The organism is Parvibaculum sedimenti (assembly GCF_009184905.1).
Lineage (GTDB): Bacteria > Pseudomonadota > Alphaproteobacteria > Parvibaculales > Parvibaculaceae > Parvibaculum > Parvibaculum sedimenti.
In genome coordinates this window covers 40,106-61,382 of record NZ_WESC01000006.1, presented here as the reverse complement: position 1 = coordinate 61,382, position 21,277 = coordinate 40,106, and the positions used below count along the sequence as shown (strand labels likewise).

At 59.7% G+C, this 21,277-nt stretch carries 20 protein-coding genes; 7 read left to right on the top strand and 13 right to left on the bottom strand.

Annotated elements, in window-relative coordinates; all coding sequences use genetic code 11:
- Positions 1 to 24: 24 nt before the first annotated feature.
- The 5 genes from F2P47_RS07790 to F2P47_RS07770 form a co-directional block, all read right to left on the bottom strand.
- On the bottom strand, positions 25 to 1,278 hold the full coding sequence (locus tag F2P47_RS07790; protein ID WP_152215786.1) for a cytochrome P450: 1,254 nt from the start codon (positions 1,276 to 1,278) through the stop codon (positions 25 to 27).
- 171 nt (positions 1,279 to 1,449) lie between these two features.
- Positions 1,450 to 3,084, bottom strand: coding sequence for a flavin-containing monooxygenase (locus F2P47_RS07785; protein WP_152215785.1), 1,635 nt, complete (start codon positions 3,082 to 3,084; stop codon positions 1,450 to 1,452).
- A gap of 111 nt (positions 3,085 to 3,195) precedes the next feature.
- Positions 3,196 to 3,642: a PaaI family thioesterase gene (locus F2P47_RS07780; protein WP_152215784.1), complete on the bottom strand. Its 447-nt coding sequence runs from the start codon at positions 3,640 to 3,642 to the stop codon at positions 3,196 to 3,198.
- A gap of 49 nt (positions 3,643 to 3,691) precedes the next feature.
- Entirely contained in the window at positions 3,692 to 4,825 is a 1,134-nt protein-coding gene (locus tag F2P47_RS07775; protein ID WP_152215783.1) for an NAD(P)H-dependent flavin oxidoreductase, read from the bottom strand.
- Between the two features lie 115 nt (positions 4,826 to 4,940).
- A complete protein-coding gene (locus tag F2P47_RS07770) occupies positions 4,941 to 5,744 on the bottom strand; it encodes a FadR/GntR family transcriptional regulator (RefSeq protein WP_152215782.1) in 804 nt (267 codons plus the stop codon).
- 167 nt (positions 5,745 to 5,911) lie between these two features.
- Between F2P47_RS07770 and F2P47_RS07765 the strand changes: the two genes are divergently transcribed.
- Complete coding sequence (locus F2P47_RS07765) at positions 5,912 to 6,787, top strand: alpha/beta fold hydrolase (protein ID WP_152215781.1); 876 nt, start codon at positions 5,912 to 5,914, stop codon at positions 6,785 to 6,787.
- 95 nt (positions 6,788 to 6,882) lie between these two features.
- Entirely contained in the window at positions 6,883 to 7,623 is a 741-nt protein-coding gene (locus F2P47_RS07760; RefSeq protein WP_152215780.1) for an enoyl-CoA hydratase/isomerase family protein, read from the top strand.
- A gap of 71 nt (positions 7,624 to 7,694) precedes the next feature.
- On the opposite strand, the gene F2P47_RS07755 is transcribed toward F2P47_RS07760, so the two are convergent.
- From F2P47_RS07755 to F2P47_RS07725, 7 genes are read right to left on the bottom strand one after another with little or no spacing between them, the layout of a single operon-like run.
- On the bottom strand, positions 7,695 to 8,960 hold the full coding sequence (locus F2P47_RS07755; RefSeq protein WP_152215779.1) for a cytochrome P450: 1,266 nt from the start codon (positions 8,958 to 8,960) through the stop codon (positions 7,695 to 7,697).
- Positions 8,961 to 9,006: 46 nt separating this feature from the next.
- Positions 9,007 to 10,122 (bottom strand): LLM class flavin-dependent oxidoreductase, encoded by a 1,116-nt coding sequence (locus F2P47_RS07750; RefSeq protein WP_152215778.1) that lies wholly within the window; start codon positions 10,120 to 10,122, stop codon positions 9,007 to 9,009.
- 28 nt (positions 10,123 to 10,150) lie between these two features.
- Positions 10,151 to 11,302, bottom strand: a complete 1,152-nt coding sequence (locus F2P47_RS07745) for an aromatic ring-hydroxylating oxygenase subunit alpha (protein WP_152215777.1) — start codon at positions 11,300 to 11,302, stop codon at positions 10,151 to 10,153.
- A 38-nt stretch (positions 11,303 to 11,340) separates the two neighbouring features.
- Positions 11,341 to 12,129 carry an enoyl-CoA hydratase/isomerase family protein gene (locus tag F2P47_RS07740; protein WP_246176799.1) on the bottom strand — a complete coding sequence of 263 codons (789 nt, stop codon included), beginning with the start codon at positions 12,127 to 12,129 and terminating at the stop codon, positions 11,341 to 11,343.
- 10 nt (positions 12,130 to 12,139) lie between these two features.
- A complete protein-coding gene (locus F2P47_RS07735) occupies positions 12,140 to 13,297 on the bottom strand; it encodes an acyl-CoA dehydrogenase family protein (protein WP_152215775.1) in 1,158 nt (385 codons plus the stop codon).
- 8 nt (positions 13,298 to 13,305) lie between these two features.
- Positions 13,306 to 14,097: an enoyl-CoA hydratase-related protein gene (locus F2P47_RS07730; protein WP_152215774.1), complete on the bottom strand. Its 792-nt coding sequence runs from the start codon at positions 14,095 to 14,097 to the stop codon at positions 13,306 to 13,308.
- 12 nt (positions 14,098 to 14,109) lie between these two features.
- The gene (locus F2P47_RS07725; RefSeq protein ID WP_152215773.1) at positions 14,110 to 14,871 is read right to left on the bottom strand and encodes an SDR family NAD(P)-dependent oxidoreductase; all 762 of its coding nucleotides are present in this window, start codon (positions 14,869 to 14,871) and stop codon (positions 14,110 to 14,112) included.
- A gap of 166 nt (positions 14,872 to 15,037) precedes the next feature.
- Between F2P47_RS07725 and F2P47_RS07720 the strand changes: the two genes are divergently transcribed.
- The 5 genes from F2P47_RS07720 to F2P47_RS07700 all read left to right on the top strand — a co-directional run bounded on the left by F2P47_RS07720 (position 15,038) and on the right by F2P47_RS07700 (position 20,269).
- On the top strand, positions 15,038 to 15,673 hold the full coding sequence (locus F2P47_RS07720) for a TetR/AcrR family transcriptional regulator (protein ID WP_152215772.1): 636 nt from the start codon (positions 15,038 to 15,040) through the stop codon (positions 15,671 to 15,673).
- A gap of 25 nt (positions 15,674 to 15,698) precedes the next feature.
- On the top strand, positions 15,699 to 16,565 hold the full coding sequence (locus F2P47_RS07715; protein ID WP_152215771.1) for an SDR family oxidoreductase: 867 nt from the start codon (positions 15,699 to 15,701) through the stop codon (positions 16,563 to 16,565).
- A gap of 33 nt (positions 16,566 to 16,598) precedes the next feature.
- A complete protein-coding gene (gene aliA, locus F2P47_RS07710) occupies positions 16,599 to 18,239 on the top strand; it encodes a cyclohexanecarboxylate-CoA ligase (protein WP_152215770.1) in 1,641 nt (546 codons plus the stop codon).
- A gap of 209 nt (positions 18,240 to 18,448) precedes the next feature.
- Positions 18,449 to 19,714 carry a cytochrome P450 gene (locus F2P47_RS07705; protein ID WP_152215769.1) on the top strand — a complete coding sequence of 422 codons (1,266 nt, stop codon included), beginning with the start codon at positions 18,449 to 18,451 and terminating at the stop codon, positions 19,712 to 19,714.
- A gap of 87 nt (positions 19,715 to 19,801) precedes the next feature.
- Positions 19,802 to 20,269, top strand: a complete 468-nt coding sequence (locus F2P47_RS07700) for a MaoC family dehydratase (RefSeq protein ID WP_152215768.1) — start codon at positions 19,802 to 19,804, stop codon at positions 20,267 to 20,269.
- Positions 20,270 to 20,287: 18 nt separating this feature from the next.
- Here F2P47_RS07700 and F2P47_RS07695 read toward each other — a convergent pair whose 3' ends face one another.
- Positions 20,288 to 21,277 carry a PdxA family dehydrogenase gene (locus F2P47_RS07695; protein ID WP_204886576.1) on the bottom strand — a complete coding sequence of 330 codons (990 nt, stop codon included), beginning with the start codon at positions 21,275 to 21,277 and terminating at the stop codon, positions 20,288 to 20,290.

Below are 21,277 nucleotides of genomic sequence, written 5' to 3'. Positions count from 1 at the left end.
TGATGCGCCAGACCGGACCCAACTCTAATGCGCGTGCAGCTTCACCGGCAAATGGGTGAACCCGCGGATGAAGTTGGACAGCGTTCTCTCGGGCGCGCCGACGACCTCCACCTTGCTGAAACGCTTCAGGATTTCTTCCCAGATGATGCGCAACTGCAGCTCCGCCACGCGGTTCCCCATGCAGCGATGCACACCGAAACCGAAGGAAAGATGGTGACGGGAATTCGGGCGGTCGATGATGAACTCGTTCGGACGGTCGATCACCTCGTCGTCCCGGTTTCCCGAGAGGTACCACATGACGACCTTGTCGCCCTTCCTGATCTTTCTGCCACCGATTTCGGCGTCCATGAGCGCCGTCCGACGCATATGCGTCAGCGGCGTCTGCCAACGGATGATCTCGGGGATCATTTTCGGGATGAGGCCCGGATCGGCCATGAGCTTGCGATACTCGGCCGGGTTCTGATTAAGCGCGAGCACCCCGCCGCTGATGGAATTACGCGTGGTGTCGTTACCACCAACGATCAGGAGAATCAGGTTGCCCAGAAATTCGAGATACGGCATGTCCCGCGTCGCCGGCGAATGCACCATCATCGAAATCAGATCAGACTTTGGCGGCTCGTTGACCCGCTGATCCCACAGACCCTTGAAGTATTGCGCACATTCGAGGAGTTCCTCGCGGCGCTGCTCAAACGAAGAAACCACGCCCGTCTCTGGCGTTGCGGTCGCAACATCCGACCAGCGAGTGAGCTTGCGCCGCTCCTCCCAAGGGAAATCGAACAGTGTCGCCAGCGTCATCGTCGTAAGCTCGATGGAAACCCGATCAACCCAGTCGATCTCCTCGCCGATGGGAAGCGAATCGAGAATAAGCCCTGCGCGCTCGCGGATGATGGGCTCCAGCAGAACAAGATTGGACGGGGCGACCACCGGACTGACTGCCTTGCGCTGAGCGTCGTGCTTGGGCGGATCCATCGCAATGAACATCTCAAGTTCAAGCGACGCTTCGCCGCTTTGCATGTCCTGCAGGGCGATGCCACCAAGTTTAGCCTCCGAGGAGAACGTCTGGTGGTTCACCTCGACCTGCATGATGTCCTTGAATTTCGTTACCGACCAGTAGGGCCCGTAGGCGCTCTCGGGGCAATAATGGACGGGGTCTTCCCGCCGCAGCCGGGCGAAGTAGCTCCCGATCGTGTCGCTTTGAAAGAGCTTTGGATCGCTGACATCCATCTGAGAAAGCGGGACCGTCGAAGCTGGATCTCTAACCAATGTGTCGGTCGTCATCTCTTTGTCCTCCCGATCAATGTCTACGCGGCATCCACCCGTCATGGCGCATGCAATCCCTTGCCCCTTGCATAAATTCATTATAATAAATCATATGGACGATTCAGCGTCAAACACTTTCACCCCCGCAGGCCGCCCCAAAAAACCGGCAGCGAGGCCGCCGCAGATCCATCAATCCAGGACAAATCCCTCATAATCCTTGGCCGCAGCGGCATTGCACCGGTCCATATACATGGGCACGCCGGGGAAATTCAGAAGCTGACGCGGCTTTCCCGGAATGTTGGCGCCCATGTACCAGGAATCGGCCTTGGGAAAGAGTGTCATGTCGGCGATGGCGCTCAGGAACTGCGTCCATTCTTCCTCCGCCTGAGCGGTCGCCTCGATCCGTCCCTTGTTATTCTCGCGCATATGCTTGAGGCAATCGACGACCCATTCACCCTGCAATTCGGCGCTTGTCGGGCCGTTGCTGAATCCGGCCGGACTCTGCGGACCGTAAAGAAAAAGCATGTTCGGGAATCCCGACGTCGCGAAACCGAGATAAGTACGCGCACCCTCGGTCCATTTTTCCTTGAGCGTCACGCCGCCCGTCCCGCGTATATCGATCTGGGTCAACCCGCCGGTCACGGCATCGAACCCCGTCGCCAGGACAAGCATATCGACCTCAACCAGCCCATCCGCCGTACGCACGCCTTCGGGAACTATTTCCACGATCGGCGTCTCGCGCACATCGACCAAGCTGACATTGTCCTGATTGAACGCTTCGTAGTACCACTGCTCCAGCGAAGGGCGCTTGACGCCGAAGGGATGCGGCGGCTCCATCGGCGCGAGTTTGTCCGCCAATGCCGGATTCTTGATCCGGGCGCGGGTCTTGTCGCGCCAGAAATCGTACATGGTACGATTTGCGTCCTCATTCGTCAGGATGTCGGCAAATCCACCAATCCAGTAGTGGAAGCCACCTTTTTGCCAGAGCTTTTCATAAAGCGCGCAGCGCTCTTCCGGCGGCACTTCCAGCGCGGACCTTTCGTCCCTCAGAATGTCGAATCCGCCAAACGTCTCCCGCCGTATACGGAATATCTCCGGATAACCAGCCTTCATCCGCTGCTGCGTCTCGACGTCGAGCTTGCGCTGCTGCATCGGCAGGGCGAGGATCGGCGTGCGCTGGAACACCGTCAGATGCGCCGCATCCTTGCTGGCCTCCTGCACCACCTGAACGCCACTCGCTCCGGTTCCCACGACGCCAACCCGCTTGCCCGTGAAACTGGCGCCTTCCTGGGGCCACAACCCTGTGTGAAATGATTCTCCAGCGAAGCTTTCAAGACCCTTGTAGTTCGGAATATAGGGTTTCGACGCAAAACCTGTGCAAAGGATAAAGAACCGGGCGCGCACGACGGTGCCATCAGTCGTACGGATGACCCATTGATCGCGCGCCTCGTCGAATTCCGCCGCGCTGACGCGCGTGCCAAATCTTATGTCACGGCTGAGATCGAGTTTTTTGTCGACATAGTGGAAGTAGCGGCACAGTTCATCCCAAGCCGGAAACCTCTCGGTCCAGTTCCAGTCGCGCCACAATTCCTCGATCGAAAATTCATAAATCGGGACATGAGAATCGACCCGCGCGCCGGGATAGCAGTTCCAGTACCAGACGCCCCCCAAGTCGGCACCAGCCTCGAACAGGCGCACTTTGAAACCTTCTTGCCGCAGGCGGTGAAGCTGATAGACGCCGTTGAATCCCCCTCCGACAATGAGGGCATCGAATACTTCGGCATTGTCATCTTTTTGCGTCTGGCCGGATTGTACCGAACTCATGGAAACCGCATCCCTTCATATCCCCACCACGAAGCGGTGAGTGTCGTTATCGAAACCATATTCTGTCGCCGAGCAATCTTCCCCGCAGCACCGGGAGGGGAGCGGCGTTGCCTAAGCTGGCTTTGGATCGCGAATGAGAACGGTGCCCTGGGCCGCACAACAGGCGCGGCCCTCGTTCGTCACATCTATACGAACCACCGCAGTCGATTTTGTCATCGCGATCAGTTCGGCCACCGCTATCACCTTGCCCGACGATACCGGCGCCAGCAGATTGAGCTTGAATTCCGTCGTGGCCGCCCACTGCCCTTTCCGCATATGCGGATAGCAAACGCAGCCGAGAACATGGTCGCACATCGCAGCCAGCACCCCACCATGCATGTTTCCGATCGGCGTCAACAGCCGGTCGGAGACTTCCATCTCGGCAGTGAGCTTGCCCGGCTCGATATGCGTGATACGGACCCCCAGAAACTCGGGCAACCCTTTCATTGAATTGCTGGCGTCTATGAAACCCTGTGCGATTTCATGGTTGAACTCCGGCAGTTTTGCAACAATTGCCATCTCGTTTTCTCCGAAACCTTCAATGATCCCCAGGGCGCGCAGCCGAGGCTTACAGATAGATATTTGCCCTGCTCAACGAGCTTTCGGCGCTTTTCACGAGATCGGCCATGACTTCCGCAGCCGGCTTCACCTTGTGAATGAGACCCATGCCCTGCCCCGCGAAACCGGGAGCGATATCTTTCCGCTTTACCGCCGCCGCCGCCGCCAGCACCGGCATCGCAACCATGGGCTGGAAGGGCATGGGCAACGGCTCCAGACCCGCCGCGACAAAAGCCTCGGACCACTTGTTGCGAATGATCCGGGCCGGCTTTCCGGTGACGGTTCGAGAAACAAGTGTGTCACCGTCACCCGACTCGACAATCGCTTCCTTCTGGAAGTCCTCGATGCCCGCCTCGTCGGTCGCGAGAAACGCCGTACCGATCCAGGCGCCTTCGGCGCCGAGCATCATTGCAGCCGCGATGCCGCGCCCATCGGAAATGCCGCCCGCACCGAGCACGGGAATGCGACCCGCGACCGCATCGACAACCTGCGGAATGAGCGCCATCGTTCCGATGGGTGAATTGTGCCCGCCCCCGTCATGGCCTTGCGCGACGATCAGATCGATGCCGGAATTGACCACCTGCAGGGCATGCTTTACCGCGCCGACGACCGCCATCACCTTGGTGCCGTTGGCGTGGAGCCGGTCAAGCCAGGGCCCCGGATTGCCAAGACCCGCCGCATAGACAGGAACCCGCTCCTCAACAACGACTTCCATTTGCGCTTCGAAGAATTCTTTCGAAAACAGCGGCGCGTTCGATTTGGACGACCGCTGAGCTTCCTCGGATTCCCGCGCCCTGGATTTCAGCGGCGGTATGTTTTCCTTCTTCATAAAATCCTGCGCGAATTTCTGGTACTCAGGCAGCAGATCCATCGGAGACGGACCCGCCTTGCCCTTGTAGGCTTCCCTACGCACGGAGGCTGGTAGCAGGGTGTCTACACCAAATGGCTTGTCCGTCAGCGATCGCGTTTCCCGAATCCATTCGCGCAACTGATCGGGAGAACAAGCAGCCGCGCCAAGCACACCGAGGCCACCCGCATTCGATACCGCCGCCGCAAGACGCGGAACGCTCGCGCCGCCCATACCGGCCAGCAAGATCGGGTATTTAATACCCAGAATTTCACATACTCGGCTATGCAGAGTCATAGCTAACCTCCCATCGGGCGACTTCATCGGCCGCGTTATTTATGATCATAAATTAGCGACGCCCGGGGAGCGGCGCAAGTGCCGCAAAAATGACATCGAAATCGCGAACACTCGCCTAGCGTTTCCGTCGGGGAACCCGCGGCACGCTCAGGTCGTCCGCATCCTGCCAACGCACGATTTTGGACATGATATCGGGATGACGAGCTTCCAGATACTTGTCGGATCGGCTTATGAACCGGGACATTTCGGTGAAAGCGAGGTCTGGATTGCGATCTTCAATCGCCTTGAGAAGTCGTCCGTACGCCTTGATCTGATAGTCACGCTCACCCTCCGTATAAGTTATGCCGACCTCCGACGCATTCGTGATGTTGTGAAGCGAACCGATCAAGAATCCGATCAAGGGATTGCCAGACGCCCATGCAAGCACGTCGTGGAAACGCCTGTTCTCCTCCGCATAGGAGTTGCAAGATACAGACAGCGTCTTCAAAGTGGCCAATGACGTATTCAGCTTGTCGATATCTTCATCGGACGCTCGCTCCGCCGCAAGCGCCGCCATGGTCGGACCGACCGCTTGCCTCACTTCAATTAGCGAACGGAATGTGGTGCCGAGAAATTGCAGCAGCAACGCCATTGTACTGGCAAAATCTTTCGGTCGGGGCTCCTGAACGATCGGCCCGCCGCCGGGGCCGGGCCGCAGAAAAATGATGCCCTGCAGTTCCAGAAACCTGAGCGCCTCCCGCAAGGTCGCGCGGGCCACTCCATACCGTACGAGCATCTCCTGTTCTGGCAGCAAACGATCTCCGACCTCGGCACCTTGCTGCTCGATGTCCTCGACAATCTGCCTCGCAACTGAGAGGGCACGCTTGCCGGACCCTTTCGGAAATCGGCTGACTCGTGAAACGGACACGATCGCTTTCATTTCAGATACCCGCATTTTTCATTTTCAAGACCAATCGCCTCTGATCAGGGAACGGTTGGGAGAAGCCGACTACAACACCATCGTCCGTGTTTGCAACATCTCAGCAATTCATCATAATGGATTTCGGCCTTTAATACACATACGAAAAGCATTGGAAAAAGCGTTTGATGTCAGCAAACCAGACCTTGTTCACCCTTGCCCAAAATCTCAAAATTGCGGCGGACGCATTCGGTCCCGACCAGGGGCGTCCTGTTATGCTCGCCCATGGCGGCGGGCAGACACGCCATGCTTGGCAAGCCTGCGGTAAAAGGTTGGGGGAAAGCGGGTATTACGCCCTCGCCGTCGATTTGCGCGGACACGGCGAAAGCGACTGGTCTCCAGACGGAGACTACAGAATGGAGCGTTTCGCGGAGGATCTCCTCGACGTCGCGGACGGCTTCTCCGTGCCTCCGGTCCTGGTCGGCGCATCTCTAGGCGGCATCGCGGGCATGATCGCGCAGGGAGAATACGCAAAGGCCGGACGGCGCGGGTTTGCGGCGCTGGTCCTCGTCGACATCACCCCTCAGATGAACATGGAGGGGGTTCAAAAAATCCTCGGATTCATGTCGTCGAATCTGGAAGAAGGCTTCGCATCGCTTGAGGAAGCGGCCGATACGATCTCGCGCTACATGCCCGGCCGGCCTCGCCCCGAAAACCTGAGCGGACTGGCAAAGAACCTTCGCCTCATGGAAAACGGCCGCTACTACTGGCATTGGGATCCACGCTTCATCACCGGCACGCAAAAGCCGCAAGGCAGCCGCGAACCCGAGCGCCTCCAAATGGCGGCACGTTCCCTGAAAATACCGACGCTCCTCGTCCGGGGCCGCGACAGCGACCTCGTGACGGTCGAAGCGGCGCGGCAATTCGCCGAAATTGTTCCTCATTCCGAGTTTATCGATGTCGCAAATGCGGGCCATATGGTAGCTGGCGACAAGAACGACATATTTACAAGCGCCGTTCTGGATTTTCTGACGCGAATGGCACCTGCCGCGAGTGCATCGTAGCCCCAGCCCGGGTGGATTCATTCCCGCGTATACGTCTTCGACAGATGAAGACAAGCCAAACAAATAAAGATCGATAAGGGGAAGGGAGAAAGCCGATGTCGAATCTGGTTCTTCGCAAGGACAGCGGGCGTATTTGTACGCTGACGCTCAATCGTCCGGAAACCTTGAACGCGCTCAATGTCCCGCTGTTCGAAGAATTGCGCGGGCATGTAGATGCGCTTCGTGGACAGGTTCACGAGGTGGCATGCGTCGTCATCACGGGCGCGGGCAAGGCTTTTTCAGCCGGCCACGATCTGAAGGACATCCAGAAGGGCGAGCGCCCGCCGGAACCGCATTTCCAGGCGAAGACCATTCAGGCGCTGGCCGAACTGCCGCAACCGGTCGTCGCCTGCATCCGCGGGCATTGCTATACTGGCGGACTGGAGCTTGCGCTCGCGGCAGACATCATCATCGCCGCGCGCTCCGCCAAGTTCGGCGACACGCATAGCAAGTGGGGACTGAGCCCGCTCTGGGGCATGACGCAAAGACTGCCGCGTCGCGTCGGGCTGTCGAAGGCCAAGCAGATGATGTTTACCTCCGATATTTTCGCGGCGGAGGTGGCCGAGCGCATGGGGCTGGTCGACATTTGTGTCGACGATGCCGAACTGGAACAGGCGACAAACGACCTTGCTCAGCGTATCGCCGCCAATTCGACCTACAGCAATCAGGTCAACAAAGGTCTGTTGGGCGCGACCGATGGCATGACCGCCCAGGCGGGGCTGGCCTACGAACTCGCGCATAGCCCCGGTGCCTGTTTCGACGCGCGCGAACGCGTCGCCTCATTCGGAAAAAAATGACGGCGGCCACTCGCCGCGCCGTCTTCAAAAATATGTGGCGGGTGGAAGTTTTCCACCCGCCACCTCCAGGTTCAGCCCGGGATTCTTACCGGCAAGGCCTCATAGCCCTTGATGAAGTTGGAAAAGACCCGCTTTGGTTCGCCGACCACTTCGATCGGCTTGTCGGGCCAGCGCTTCAGGATTTCTTCCCAGACGATGCGGAGTTGCATTTCCGCCAAGCGGTTGCCGACGCAGCGATGAATGCCGAAGCCGAAGGAGAGATGCTGACGCGGCCTTGGGCGATCGATGATGAAACGGTTCGGCTCGTCGATCGCCTCCTCGTCCCGGTTGCCCGAGACGTACCACATGACAACCCTGTCGCCCTTCTTGATCTTCCTGCCGGCCAACTCCGTATCCTGGAGCGCGGTGCGGCGCATATGGGTGAGCGGCGTCTGCCAGCGGATGATTTCCGGTATCATGGTTTCAACGAGCGCCGGATTTTCGCGCAGTTTCCTGTACTGATCCGGGTTCTCGCTGAGCGCGAGCAAACCGCCGGTGAGCGAATTGCGGGTCGTATCGTTGCCGCCGACGATCAGCAGAATGACATTTCCCAAATACTCCATCGGACTCATGTTCTTGGTGGACTCACCCTGGGCCAGCATGGTGATCAGATCGCCGCCCGGTTCAGTTGCATTGACGCGCTGATTCCATAACTCGGTAAAATAGGTGGCGCATTCGAGAAGCTCCGCTTCGCGGGCTGCCTCGCCTTCCGGTGTCTTGAAGGCTTCCTCCGAGGTTGCGACATCGGACCAGCGGGTGAGTTTGCGGCGATCTTCCCAAGGGAAGTCGAACAGGGTGGCGAGCATCTGCGTCGTCAACTCAATCGACACGCGATCGACCCAGTTGAACGTCTCGTTGACCGGAAGCGAATCGAGAATCTTGCCGGCGCGCTCGCGGATCGTGCCTTCGAGTTTGGCCAGATTGGCCGGCGCGACGATCGGACTTACCACTTTGCGCTGCGCGTCATGCTTCGGGGGGTCCATTGCGATGAACATCGGAAGCTTCAGACCCGCATTATTGTCGCGAATCGTGATGCCGCCCTGCTCGACGTCGGACGAATAGATGCCATGGTTGGTCTCGACATGCATGATGTCCTTGTACTTCGTCACGGACCAGAAAGGTCCATAAGCGCTTTCCGCACAATAATGCACGGGATCCTCGCGACGCAGCCGTTCGAAATACGGCCACATCCGATTGGACCTGAAGAGTTCCGGATCGCTGACATTGATCTTGTCGAGCGGAATGGCATATGGATCGTCCAAGGGATAGACGCTCTCGGCTATGTTGACGCTGCTCATGATCTTATCCTCGTTTGTTGACGAATGTTCATCGGCGCAACCACCCCTAGTCGGCGGCGATCGTCACGCGACCGCGTATGCCGCCGACGCTTCCATTGACTTCCTGACGCTTCAGACGCGGTAAAACCTTTTCCGCGAAAAGTTTCATGTTCTTAGTGGCAAGTTCCTGCGGCATGCCGCCATAGCTGAAAATGGAAATCAGCCCCGCCGCATCGACGCGCTTCTGGTTTTCCATGATCTGCTCGAAGACCTGATCCGGCGTGCCCCAGACCTGAAGCTTCGCCAGAAAATCGACAAACTCGTCGACTCCGTGCTTTTCGATATTACGGGCGAGCGCTCCGTAATACTCATAGCCCTTGATGTCCGCGAGCCCCTTGTTGTGAAATTCGTAGTGGTTCAGGGCCGAACGGCTGTATCCCCTTATGTATTTTTCGTACATCTCCTGAGCGACCGATGCGTCCTCATGACAGGCGATGAAACTGGCGATGATCGGCTTGGGCGCCTCGGTACCGTTTATCTCCCTGTAGATTTCCCGGTAGTTGTTGAGTTCGGCGACCGTCGTTTCCCAAGGCTTCTGAGCGATGATCAGAATGCCAATACCAAGCCGCGCCATGATGCGCGCCGACTCCGGCGAAACCGCCGCCGCATAGGTCCGGCCGCGGAAACTCTGGAACGGGAACGGCCTGATGGCCGTTCGCGGCTGTTTGTAAAACTGCCCGTTCGCCTCGATATAACCCGTTTCGAAGGCGTTCAGAATTGCCTCAGCGTATTCGACGAAGCGTTCGCGGGATTCACCCATATTGATGCGGAAGCCCTCGAACTCGATCCGGCCAAGACCGCGGCCAACGCCCAGAATGGCGCGGCCTTTCGAAACATGGTCGAGCACCAGCACTTCTTCCGCGAGCCGGATGGGATCGTGCCATGGCAGCACCATCACCATCGAGCCGAGACCGACCCTGTTGGTGCGGCCAGCCATATAGGTGAGGAACTGTGCCACGTTCGGGCACATGGTGTATTCGTCGAAATGGTGCTCGGCCGCCCATATGGAATCGAAGCCGAGCGGCTCGGCCATGTCGGCCATCGCGATCTCATGGGCGTAGACCTCCTGGTCGGTATAACCGCCAGCGAGGTTCTGGAAGAACGTACTCATACCGACATGCATGGGAAACTCCTTTTTGTTCAATTCCGCTTCACGCGGCGTCGATCCCCAGCGTCTTCCTGATCGACCGATGGAAATATGCAAGAGCCGGCTCGTTGGCACCGAACGTCACGAAATCCTGTGCACCCGAGTGAAAATCACGCTGGATATTTTCCGCCAGCGGAAAATCTTCCTGCTGCACCGTCGCCATCAGCAAGTCCATGTTCTTGGTCCAGTACTTTCTGGCCTTGTCGGTCACGGCGGGTTCGGGCGTATAGAGAGAGACGTGCATTTTCGATTCATCCACGCTGTCGCCCGGATAAACCCGCCACGTCTCCAGATGATCGCCCTGCATGATGAAAACCGTATTCGGAAAGAGCACGTAGACAAGCGCGGAGTGGCGGACCAGATCCCACTCGCTTTCCGGCCTCTGGCGCAACGCGTCGATCGTCTTGCGGGCGGCAATCATGCGCAGATTTCGCGCCATGCCGTCGAACGCGCCGAGGTTCGAGTGCAGGATCGGTGCGATCGTATTCTTGTGCAGCGTGCTCAGATGGTAGGTTTCGAGAAACGTGTCGATCACGAGCTTCCAGTTGAGCCGCGCCCGGAGCACGCGTGTCTCGTAGTGGCTGTAACTCGCAAGGCCGAACGCGACGAGATCGTCCGCCATCCCCCCAAGATGGCCGTCGATGTCGATCGACCCGCCAGGCGTCGGCATGACCCAGATCATGCCGTATTTCTCCACCACTGGCAGAGGCCGCAAGCCGTGGCTCGTCTTGTCGACGCTCTCGAAGCCCTGCTCGAACGGTATCGACCTCAGCCTGCCGCTCCGGTCATAGGTCCATGCGTGATAGGGACAAGTGAACACGGCCTTGCCGCTGCCGCAGCCCGACGCAACGCGCGCGCCACGGTGGCGGCAGACATTGATGAAGGCATTGACCTGCCCCGCTTCATTCCGCACCACCAGGATCGGGACGCCCGAAAAATCGTCGGTTACATAGTCGCCGGGATTGGGCAATTCGCAGCTCAATCCGATCAGGAGTGGCTCATGCCGGAACAGCATCTCCCGTTCTCGGCCAGCCTGATCCGGACTGATGTAGTCACTGACATGATGACGATACGCGGCATCGCCCATCGCGGTCTCACCCGCGTCGAGATAGCCGAAGATCTTCTGCAACTGCTCGACCTGGGCTTCGTGTTTCATGATCGCACTTCTCCCAAAGAGGTCCACTTGATTATCAGTCAGCGGAATAATGGTTCCCGGCGCTCCCGGAACGCCGCCAGACCTTCCGAAACATTTTCGCTCATCAGCGCGTCCACGACTTCGCTCCGCTCCATATCCAGACCTTCCTGGAGCGATCCGTCGAGCCCGTTCCTGCAAAGCTGCTTCATGGCGGCAAGACCGCCCGGATTCTTTTTGGCGAGATCGGCACAATAGGCTTCCGCCTTGCCGACAAGCGCGCCGTCGTCAACGATATGGTTCACAAGCCCCCAGGCCAGCGCCTCGTCCGCCTTGAGCCAGCGGCCGCTGAACATCAGATCAAGGGCACGCCGCGAACCGACGATGCGCGCGAGACGCTGCGTGCCACCCCAACCCGGCACGAGCCCGTAGCGGGCATGCTGGCATCCCATCTGCGCCGACTGCCCCGCAAAAACCACGTCACATGCCATCATCAATTCCAGCCCGCCCGCAAGACACAGACCGTTCACCGCGGCGACAATCGGCAGAGGCGAGACCTCAAGACGGCGCAGGACGCGATGACCGCCCGTGATAAACGCTTCCAGCCGACCCCGCTCCCTGCGAGCGTCGAGGACCTCGTCAAGATCGGCGCCGGTGCAGAAGTGCTTGCCCCGCGCGACCAACAGAACGGCACGAACCTTCCTGTCTCCCTCGAACTTTGCGAGAGCCTCGTCGAGACCGGCCATGACACCCGATGAGAGGCAATTGAACTTTTCAGGCCTGTTGAGCGTCACGATGCCGACGCCGTCTCGCATCTCGATCTGGACCGGGGCTTCCGCGGCGCTCGTCATATCGCCCCCCTCACGCATAAGGCACGGCCACTCGGCCGACTTTCTCACGCGAAATGATCATCTTCTGGATTTGCTCGGTGCCGTCGCCGATCTGCAGCCCCATCACGTCGCGCAATCTCTGCTGATGAGGCAGATCGGTGCTGTAACCGCCATGTCCGTGCGTGAGCAGGCAACGGTGGATGACCTGGAAAGCCGTCTTGGGTGCCCACCATTTGCACATCGCGGCTTCGGTAGTATGCGGCAAATCATTGTCGCGGAGCCAAAGCGTCTTGTAGCAAAGCAGGCGCGCCGCCTCGAGCAACGTCTGGGCTTCGGCCAGCGGTTCGGTGACGCCCTGATATTTAGCCAGCGGATTGCCGAAGGCAACGCGCTCGGTCACATATTTCCAGGTCTCTTCCACTGATACGAAGGCAGGAGCCAGACATTGCAGGCCGATCAGCGCACGGGAATAATCGAACCCCTGCATGACCTTCCGGAAACCTTCTCCCTCCGGACCGACCATGTAGCGCGTCGACACCTTCACATTGTCGAAGAATACCGAGCCGCGGCCGACGGCTTTCGAACCCACATCGTCGAAGCTCGAGCAGGTGATACCCGGCGCGTCGAGCGGCACCAGAAAGGCCGACACGCCGCCGGCGCCGGGATTGCTTTCATCCGTGCGCGCGAGCACAAGAATGTAATCAGCCTGTTCGGCCATCGAGATCGAGGTTTTCTCGCCCGACAGGACGTAGCCGTCGCCGTCGGCGCGCGCCTTCGTCTGCAGATGCGCCGCGTCGGAGCCGCCTCGCGGCTCCGTCAGACCGAGCGCGACAATCGCCTCGCCCGAGCAAATCTTCGGAACGATTTCATCGGCGACTTCAGGCCTTGCATGAGCGGCGATGATCGACCCCATCAGAGAGCCCAGGAGCTGGACATAGCCGACGCTAATGTCGCCGCGTGATATTTCCTCGATAATAATGCCGGTTGTGACGCTATCGAGTCCCGGCGCCCCGAATTTTTCGGGCAAATCGGCGCCGATAAGGCCAAGCTCGCCCATATCCCGGACGAGCTGTCGATCGATCACTCCAGCGGTTTCGCGCGCCTTGTAGGCGGGCGCAAGCCGCTCACGCGCAAACCGCGCTGCAGTGTCTCGAATGGCTCCTTGGTCGGACGTAAATGCGAAATCCAAGATACCACCTATTTCATATGCTTGCGGAATTCCGGCTTGCGCTTTTCATTGAGCGCGTTGACGCCCTCTTTCGACTCCGCCGAGTTGTAGTAGAGGCGGAGCGCCTGCATGCCGAGACCGCCAATGCCGCGAATATTATCGCTGTCGGCGTTGAACGATTTCTTGGCGATCGCAATCGCCGTCGGACTGCGCTCGACAAGCTCGGCGCACCAGGCATCCACCTCCTCGTCAAGCTTGTCGTCGGGAACGACCGCATTGGCGAGACCCATCGCCAGCGCCTCGCGCGCCGGGTAACGCCGACACATGTACCAGATTTCGCGCGCCTTCTTCTCCCCGACCACGCGGGCGAGATAGGCGGTGCCGAAGCCCGGATCGACGGAACCCATCTTGGGACCCACCTGGCCAAAAATTGCGCTCTCGCCCGCAATCGTCATGTCGCACAACGTCGCCAGCACATTGCCGCCGCCGATGGCGTAGCCCCGCACCTTCGCGATCACCGGCTTGGGCACGTCGCGAATGACCGTGTGCAGTTCCTCGACCGGCATGCCGATGGTTCCACGCGTCTCGCCGTCACCATAGGTGCCGTCATGATCCGATTGATCGCCGCCGGTGCAAAACGCCTTGTTGCCCGCGCCGGTCAGCACGATCGCACCGATCTCCTCGTTCCAGCCCGCCTTCAGGAAAGCGTCAATCAGTTCGACGCAGGTGCGGGGGCGGAAAGCATTATAGACCTTGGGACGATTGATGGTGATGGTCGCAACGCCATTTTTCTCGTCATACAGAATGTCTTCGTAGTCCATGGAAATCCCCCGTCAGCCGTGCATGGAGAGACCGCCCGAGACGCTGATCGTCTGGCCGGTGATGAAACCCGCATCGTCGCTCAGAAAGAATGCGACCATGCCCGGATAATCGTCCGGTCGCGCCAGGCGGCGCATCGGGATCGCCTTGGTGAGCGCTTCGGTCAGACGTCCGCCGCCCGACGCATCCACGGAGGCGAGCAGCGGCGTGTCCGTCGGACCCGGACAGATCGTGTTGAAGGTGACGCCCTTCCGGGCGAACTCGCGCGCCATCGTCTTCATGAAGGCGATGACACCGCCCTTGGCCGCGGAATAGACGGCCTCGCCAGACGAGCCCACACGGCCCGCATCCGACGAAATGCTGACGACCCGACCGGCACCCTGCTCGGCAAGTCGGCGCGCAACGACATGGGTGAGATTGAGTGGCCCGTAAAGATTGATGTCGATCACCTTTTTCCAGAAATCGGGCTCTGTCTGGATAAAAGGCTTCGCCTCGTCCCAACCGGCATTGTTCACCAGTCCATAAATCTGACCGACCGCCTTTTCGAACGCATCGACGGCCCGCGCCACTGCCGCATAGTCGGTGATATCGACCTTATAGGCCCAAGCCTCTCCGCCCTTCTGGCGAATTTCGGCGGCGGCGGCCTCGGCACCCTTCTCATTCATGTCGAAGACGGCAACCCTGGCACCCTCTTCGCCAAGCCTGAGCACGATCGCTTTTCCGATACCGCTCGCGCCACCGGTAACGATGACCGGCTTCCGATCGAGTCCGCGCATGTTTGTCGTCTCCCTCGCCGCATGCTTTAGGCATATTTTTATTTTGCCATAGCAATAGCGGTACATTTTTTCTAATACTAGTTCGATTTTCGATGGAGTGCAACATGTTTCGAACGTACATTAGATTTACGATCGGCACCGCCAGACAGACGTCGAGGGGGCGTTCGTGACGAGCGAGCAAAGCAAATCCGACATCAGCCGCGCGAGGATACTGGACGCCGCCGCCAAGACGTTTCGGCAAAAAGGCTACGCGGCGACGACCCTGATCGAAATCGCGAGAGCCGCCGGTATGCAGGCGGGCAGCCTCTATTACCATTTCGGTTCGAAGGACGAACTCCTCGAGGAAGTTCTCGACATAGGCATGAGGCGGGTTCACGAAGCTGTCGAGGAGAGCCAGGAACGTCTGCCTGCGGATTCATCGCACCGCGACCGAATTCGCGTCGCCGTCGAGGCGCATCTTGCAACACTTCTGAAGCATGACGACTACACATCCGCCAATATCCGCATTTTCGGACAGGTCCCCGAAGAGGTACAAAAGCATCACATCAGGCAGCGCGACGCTTACGCCGAACTCTGGCGGCGCATTCTCACCAAGGCGCAGAAATCGGGCGCCTTGCGCCGCGACGTCGATCTCGGTCTCGTACGCATGCTGCTGATGGGCGCCCTCAACTGGTCGGTCGAATGGTACCAGCCCGGCAGGACGTCCATTCGGACGATAGCCGACCATATGTGCCTGATGCTGTTCAACGGAATCGGAATCGAAGAACCCGCGCGAAGCAGGGAAAACGAAACGGTCGCGTGACGGAAAACATTCGAGGGAGACGCGCATGGAAGTCCAGAAGACTCATTTCGGGTTTTCCGATGAGGAACTGAAGGCTCTGCCCACGGTTTATCGCGCCGATCTTTTTTCGGGCAAAACGGTCGTCGTTTCCGGCGGCGGCAGCGGTTTCGGCAAGGCGATCGCCTGTCTCCTGGCGCGACTGGGCGCGAACGTGGCCATATGCGGGCGCAACGAAGAAAAACTTGCCGCGACGGTTCCTTTTCTGGAAAGCATCGGCGCGCAGGTCTTCAGCCGGTCCCTGACCATACGCGATCCGGATCAGGTCGACAGTTTTGTTGAAGCGGTCTGGGATAAATTCGGCGCGCTCGACCTTCTCGTGAACAACGCCGGTGGCCAGTTTCCGCAAATGGCCCTCGACTTCAAGGTCAAGGGATGGAACGCCGTCATCGACACCAATCTCAACGGCACCTGGTACATGATGCAAAGCGCCGCGCGGCAGTGGGTCGAAAGAAAGACCTCCGGCTCGATCGTGAACATCATCGCGGACATATGGCGCGGAATGCCGGGCATCGCGCACACATGCGCGGCGCGCGCCGGCGTTGCCTACCTGTCCAAATCGGTGGCCGTCGAATGGGCGCCGCATCGCATCCGCGTCAACTGCGTCGCACCGGGCGTCTGCGAAACGAGCGGCTTCGTGCAATATCCGCCCGAAGGTCTCAAGACCTATCCTGGCGCAAATCCGATGTTGCGTGTCGGCGATGCCCACGACATCGCCGAGGCTGTCGCCTATCTCGCCTCGCCCGGCGCCAAGTTTATTACCGGCGAGGTATTGACGGTCGATGGCGGCGAGCAGCTCTGGGGCGACCCGTGGCCCCCCGGACGACCGGATTATTTCCAGCCAAAGAATAGCTGAGGTTCAAGCCCGCCTGCGAGGGGAGCGTTACCGATGTTCGATCCAATTCTGACCAGGAAGCGTGTCGAGGCGATGAACGCCGGCGGCTTCTGGCCGGGCAAGACCGCCGCTGACTACCTCGACGGTTGCATCGCTGAAATGCCGGACAAGACGGCCGTCGCCGATTTCAACTCCACAACGAACGAGGCCACCCGCCTCAGCTACCGCGATTTCGGCAAGATCGTCGAACGTATCGCGGTCGGCCTCGCGGAACTCGGCGTGGAGAAAGGCGACGTTGTTTCCTGCCAATTGCCGAACTGGTGGCAATTCACCGCGCTGCATCTGGCTTGCGTACGGATCGGCGCCGTGACCAATCCATTGATGCCGATTTTTCGCGAGCGCGAATTGTCCTTCATGCTTGGCCTTGCGGAAAGCAAGGTACTCGTCATCCCGCGCGCCTTTCGCGGCTTCGATTATCCCGCCATGGTGGCCAATATCCGGGTCGGCCTGCCGCAGCTGAAGAATGTGCTCGTCATCGGCGGCGACGGCGAAACCAGCTTTGAGAAAGTCCTTCTGGATACGCCGTGGGAGCAGCGGCGCGACGCCGGCCGTCTCTTCGCGGCGCGACGGCCCGATCCCGACGACGTAACGCAGTTGATGTATACGTCCGGCACGACCGGCGAACCGAAAGGCGTCATGCATACGTCGAATACGCTGCTCTCCAATATCCTCATCTGCGCCGAGCGCCTCGGGCTAGGCGCGGACGACGTGATGTTCATGGCGTCGCCGATGGCGCACCAGACAGGCTTCATGTACGGGCTGGTGATGCCCGTTGTGGCCGGAGCGACCGCCATTCTGCAGGATGTGTGGGAGCCGAAGCGCGCCTCCGCGTCGATCTCCCGCGAAGGAATCACCTTCACGATGGCGTCCACGCCGTTCCTGTCCGATCTGACCGAAACGGTGGCGGCGGACGGGAGCGACGTCTCCCGTTTGCGCATCTTCCTGGTGGCGGGCGCCCCCATCCCCCGCGCGCTTGTCGAGCGCGCGCGGCAAATCCTCGGGACGAACATCGTGTCGGCCTGGGGCATGACCGAGAACGGCCTGGTGACGACGACATGCCTCGACGATCCGGACGACAAGGCGATCAATACTGACGGACGCGCGCTGCCAGGCATGGAGGTCCAGGTGGTCGACAGCGAGAACAGACCCCTGCCCGCCGGCGAGGAGGGCATGCTCAAGGCTCGCGCCTGTTCGACTTTTGTTGGCTATCTCAAAAGACCGGACTGGTACAATCATGACGCGGAAGGCTGGTTCGATACAGGCGACCTCGCGCGGATCGACGGCCAGGGCTATATCCGGCTGACCGGACGCTCCAAGGACATCATCATCCGCGGCGGCGAGAATATCCCCGTGGTCGAGATCGAAGGCCTGCTCTTCCGTCATCCCGACATTCAGGATGTAGCGATCGTCGGCGTACCGGATGAACGGCTGGGCGAACGGGCATGTGCGTTCATCGTGCCGAAGCCCGGCCGCGAGGTTGGCTTGCGCGAGGTGGTCGCCTTCCTCGAAGAGCACAGGGTAGCGAGGCAATACCTGCCGGAACGGGCGGAAATCGTCGGCGAACTGCCTCGAACACCGAGCGGCAAGGTACAGAAGTTCAAGCTGCGCGAGATCGCCGTCGCCCTGCCGGCATGACATTCCGCAGGCAGCCGGTGGCGGAAGGCCGGCAACAGGCGTGTGACGGACTGTTCGGAAAGTTGGCGACCCCGCGTCGCCGCCCGATGAATGCAACCTGACAATCCGCGGGAATATGCTTATAATGATTTAATGGGGGAAAGTCGGCTAATCGGCATCCCATATGTCACGCCTTCTCAGGCTTCCGGAAACACAATGGAGACGCCGTCATGAGTAATGCCCTGGCTGCCGATCGAGACAAGTCGATTGCGGACGCCTACGCGATCCCGCTTGAAAAGATCGACGTCAGCGACCCGGAGCTCTTCAGGACAGATACGATGTGGCCGTATTTCGAGCGTCTGCGCCGTGAAGACCCGGTCCATTACTGCAAGGAGAGCGAATACGGCCCGTTCTGGTCGGTGACCAAATATAAAGACATCATGCATGTCGACACCAACCACGGCATCTATTCGTCCGAAGCCACCCTGGGCGGCGTCGCCCTCCGCAATCAGGAGGAAGGTTTCTTCCTGCCCATGTTCATCATGATGGACCCGCCCAAGCACGACGCGCAGCGCAAGGTTGTGAGCCCGATCGTCGCGCCCGGCAATCTGGCGAAACTCGAAAGCACGATCCGCGAGCGCGCCGGCACGATTCTCGATTCGCTGCCGATCAATGAGACGTTCAACTGGGTGGACCGCGTGTCGATCGAGTTGACGACGCAGATGCTCGCTACCCTTTTCGATTTCCCTTGGGAAGAACGCCGGAAGCTCACCCGCTGGTCGGATGTCGCCACCGCAGGCACCGCCTTCGGCGACGAGGAGGCCGAGAAGGCCCGCAGGAATGAATTGCGCGATTGCGCCGCCTACTTCACCGAGTTGTGGAATCAGCGCGTCAACGCGACCGAGCCGGGAAACGATCTCATCACCATGCTGGCTCAGGGCGAAGCGACGAAAAACATGGGGCCGATGGAGTATCTGGGGAACATTCTTCTCCTGATCGTCGGCGGCAACGACACGACCCGCAACTCGATCACCGGTGGCCTTCTGGCCCTGAACCAGAACCCGGCTCAATACAAGAAGCTGCGGGACAACCCATCGCTCGTCGAATCCATGGTCCCCGAAATCATCCGTTGGCAGACACCCTTGTCGCATATGCGCCGTACCGCGCTTCAGGATACGGAGCTTGGCGGCAAGCAAATCAAGAAGGGCGACAAAGTCGTCATGTGGTACGTCTCGGGCAACCGGGATGAGGAGGCGATCGAAAACGCCAACAGCTTCATCATCGACCGCAAGCATCCACGTCAGCACCTGTCCTTCGGCTTCGGTATCCATCGCTGCGTCGGCAACCGGCTTGCGGAAATGCAGCTCCGTGTCGTCTGGGAGGAAATCCTGAAACGCTGGCCCGACAAGCCGATCGAAGTGGTCGGCGAACCGGAGAGGGTTTTCTCAAATCTGATCAAGGGCTACTCGAGCATGCCGGTCAGAATTCCAGGCTGAAGCAAAACACGGGAACGCATTTCCGGGCATCAGTCACAGGATGTCGCGGGCGGGCTGTGTCACCGACGCTACCTGCAAGGAGAGGGCATGCGAAAGATAGGCCTCGGCATGTGCTGGAACGACCTCACGGTCGGCGAGGAATTCCGCACCATCGGCCGGACGATCACTGAAACCGATCTGGTCAATTTCATCAACACGACAGGCATGGTGGAAGTGCTTTTCACCGATGTCGAATATCTCAAGGCCCACGGCCCTATGAACGGCCGCGTGGTGCCCGGCGCGCTGGTCTATTGCATGGCCGAAGGTTTGCTCGTCCAGTCGATGATGCAGGAGACGGGCCTCGCCTTTCTGCACATGGAGTTCAACGTCAAGGGACCTACCTTTGTCGGCGACACGATTCATGTGGAATGCGAAGTTCTTCAGGCGCGACCGACATCCAAGGGGCGCGGTCTGGTCCGCACCCGCAACCGCATCGTGACTCAACGAAACGAAACGGTGATCGAATATACGCCATTGCGAATGATGGCTGGCCGGTCTGACGCCTCCGGAACATAAAATCCTGCGTCCCGCCCCTCAGCGCTCCTCGGGAAATCCCCGGCCCGCGGCAAGAGAGGCCGCCGTGCGCATGGCGCTCAGCATCATCGCCGGATCGGCCGTGCCCTTGCCCGCAATGTCATAGGCCGTTCCATGCGCGACCGTCACATGCAGGTAGGACGGCCCGAGGATGATGGCGCAATTGCCGGAAAAGCCCCATGTCTTGACCGCGATGTGTCCCTGATCGTGATACATGGCGAGGACGATGTCGTATCTGCCTTCGACGCATTGCCGGAACACGGAGTCGGGACTTACGGGCCCTTCGACATCGATGCCTTCCGCCCTCGCCCGCGCGACGCCGGGCGCGATGGCTTCGCGGTCTTCATCTCCCATTGCGTGAGGGTTGAGTCCCGCGACGACAATCCGCGGGCGCGCGATCCCCCAGTTCCGCATAGCGCCGTCTATCTGCCGCAAGGCAAGCGCCACGAGATCGGGGCTGATGATTTCACAAACGCGCCGGAGCGGAATATGGTCGGTCAGATGCGCAACACGGAGCGGTCCGGTCAGCAGAACAAGATAGCTTTCGCCGGGTGTCGGACTGACGATGCTCGGCACCTTGCGGGCAAGTTTGAGGGAGCCGGAACTGATGGGTCCCATGACGCCAGCCGCGATGGCTCCGCCGGATGCAAGGGCGCTCATTTCGTCGAGCCACAGCGCCGACACCTCCCCGCCGCGCACCGTATCCTCCGCGAGCGGCAGTTCGGACGTTTTCATGGCGCCTGAATCGATGATGTCGATGATAGCGGGGTCGTCGCTCAGATCATCGATCGATCGGATCACCCGCACGCTGCACGACGCCCCGGTGATTTCCACGGCGCGCTCCATTGCCGCCGCGCTGCCGATCAGGACAGGAATGGACAGCTTATGCACATGGCCGGTCGCGAGGGCGCGGGCAATCACCTCGGGACCGACCCCTGCCGGATCTCCGATCATCGTGCCGACAATGGGTCGCGCTTGCTTGCTGTTCAC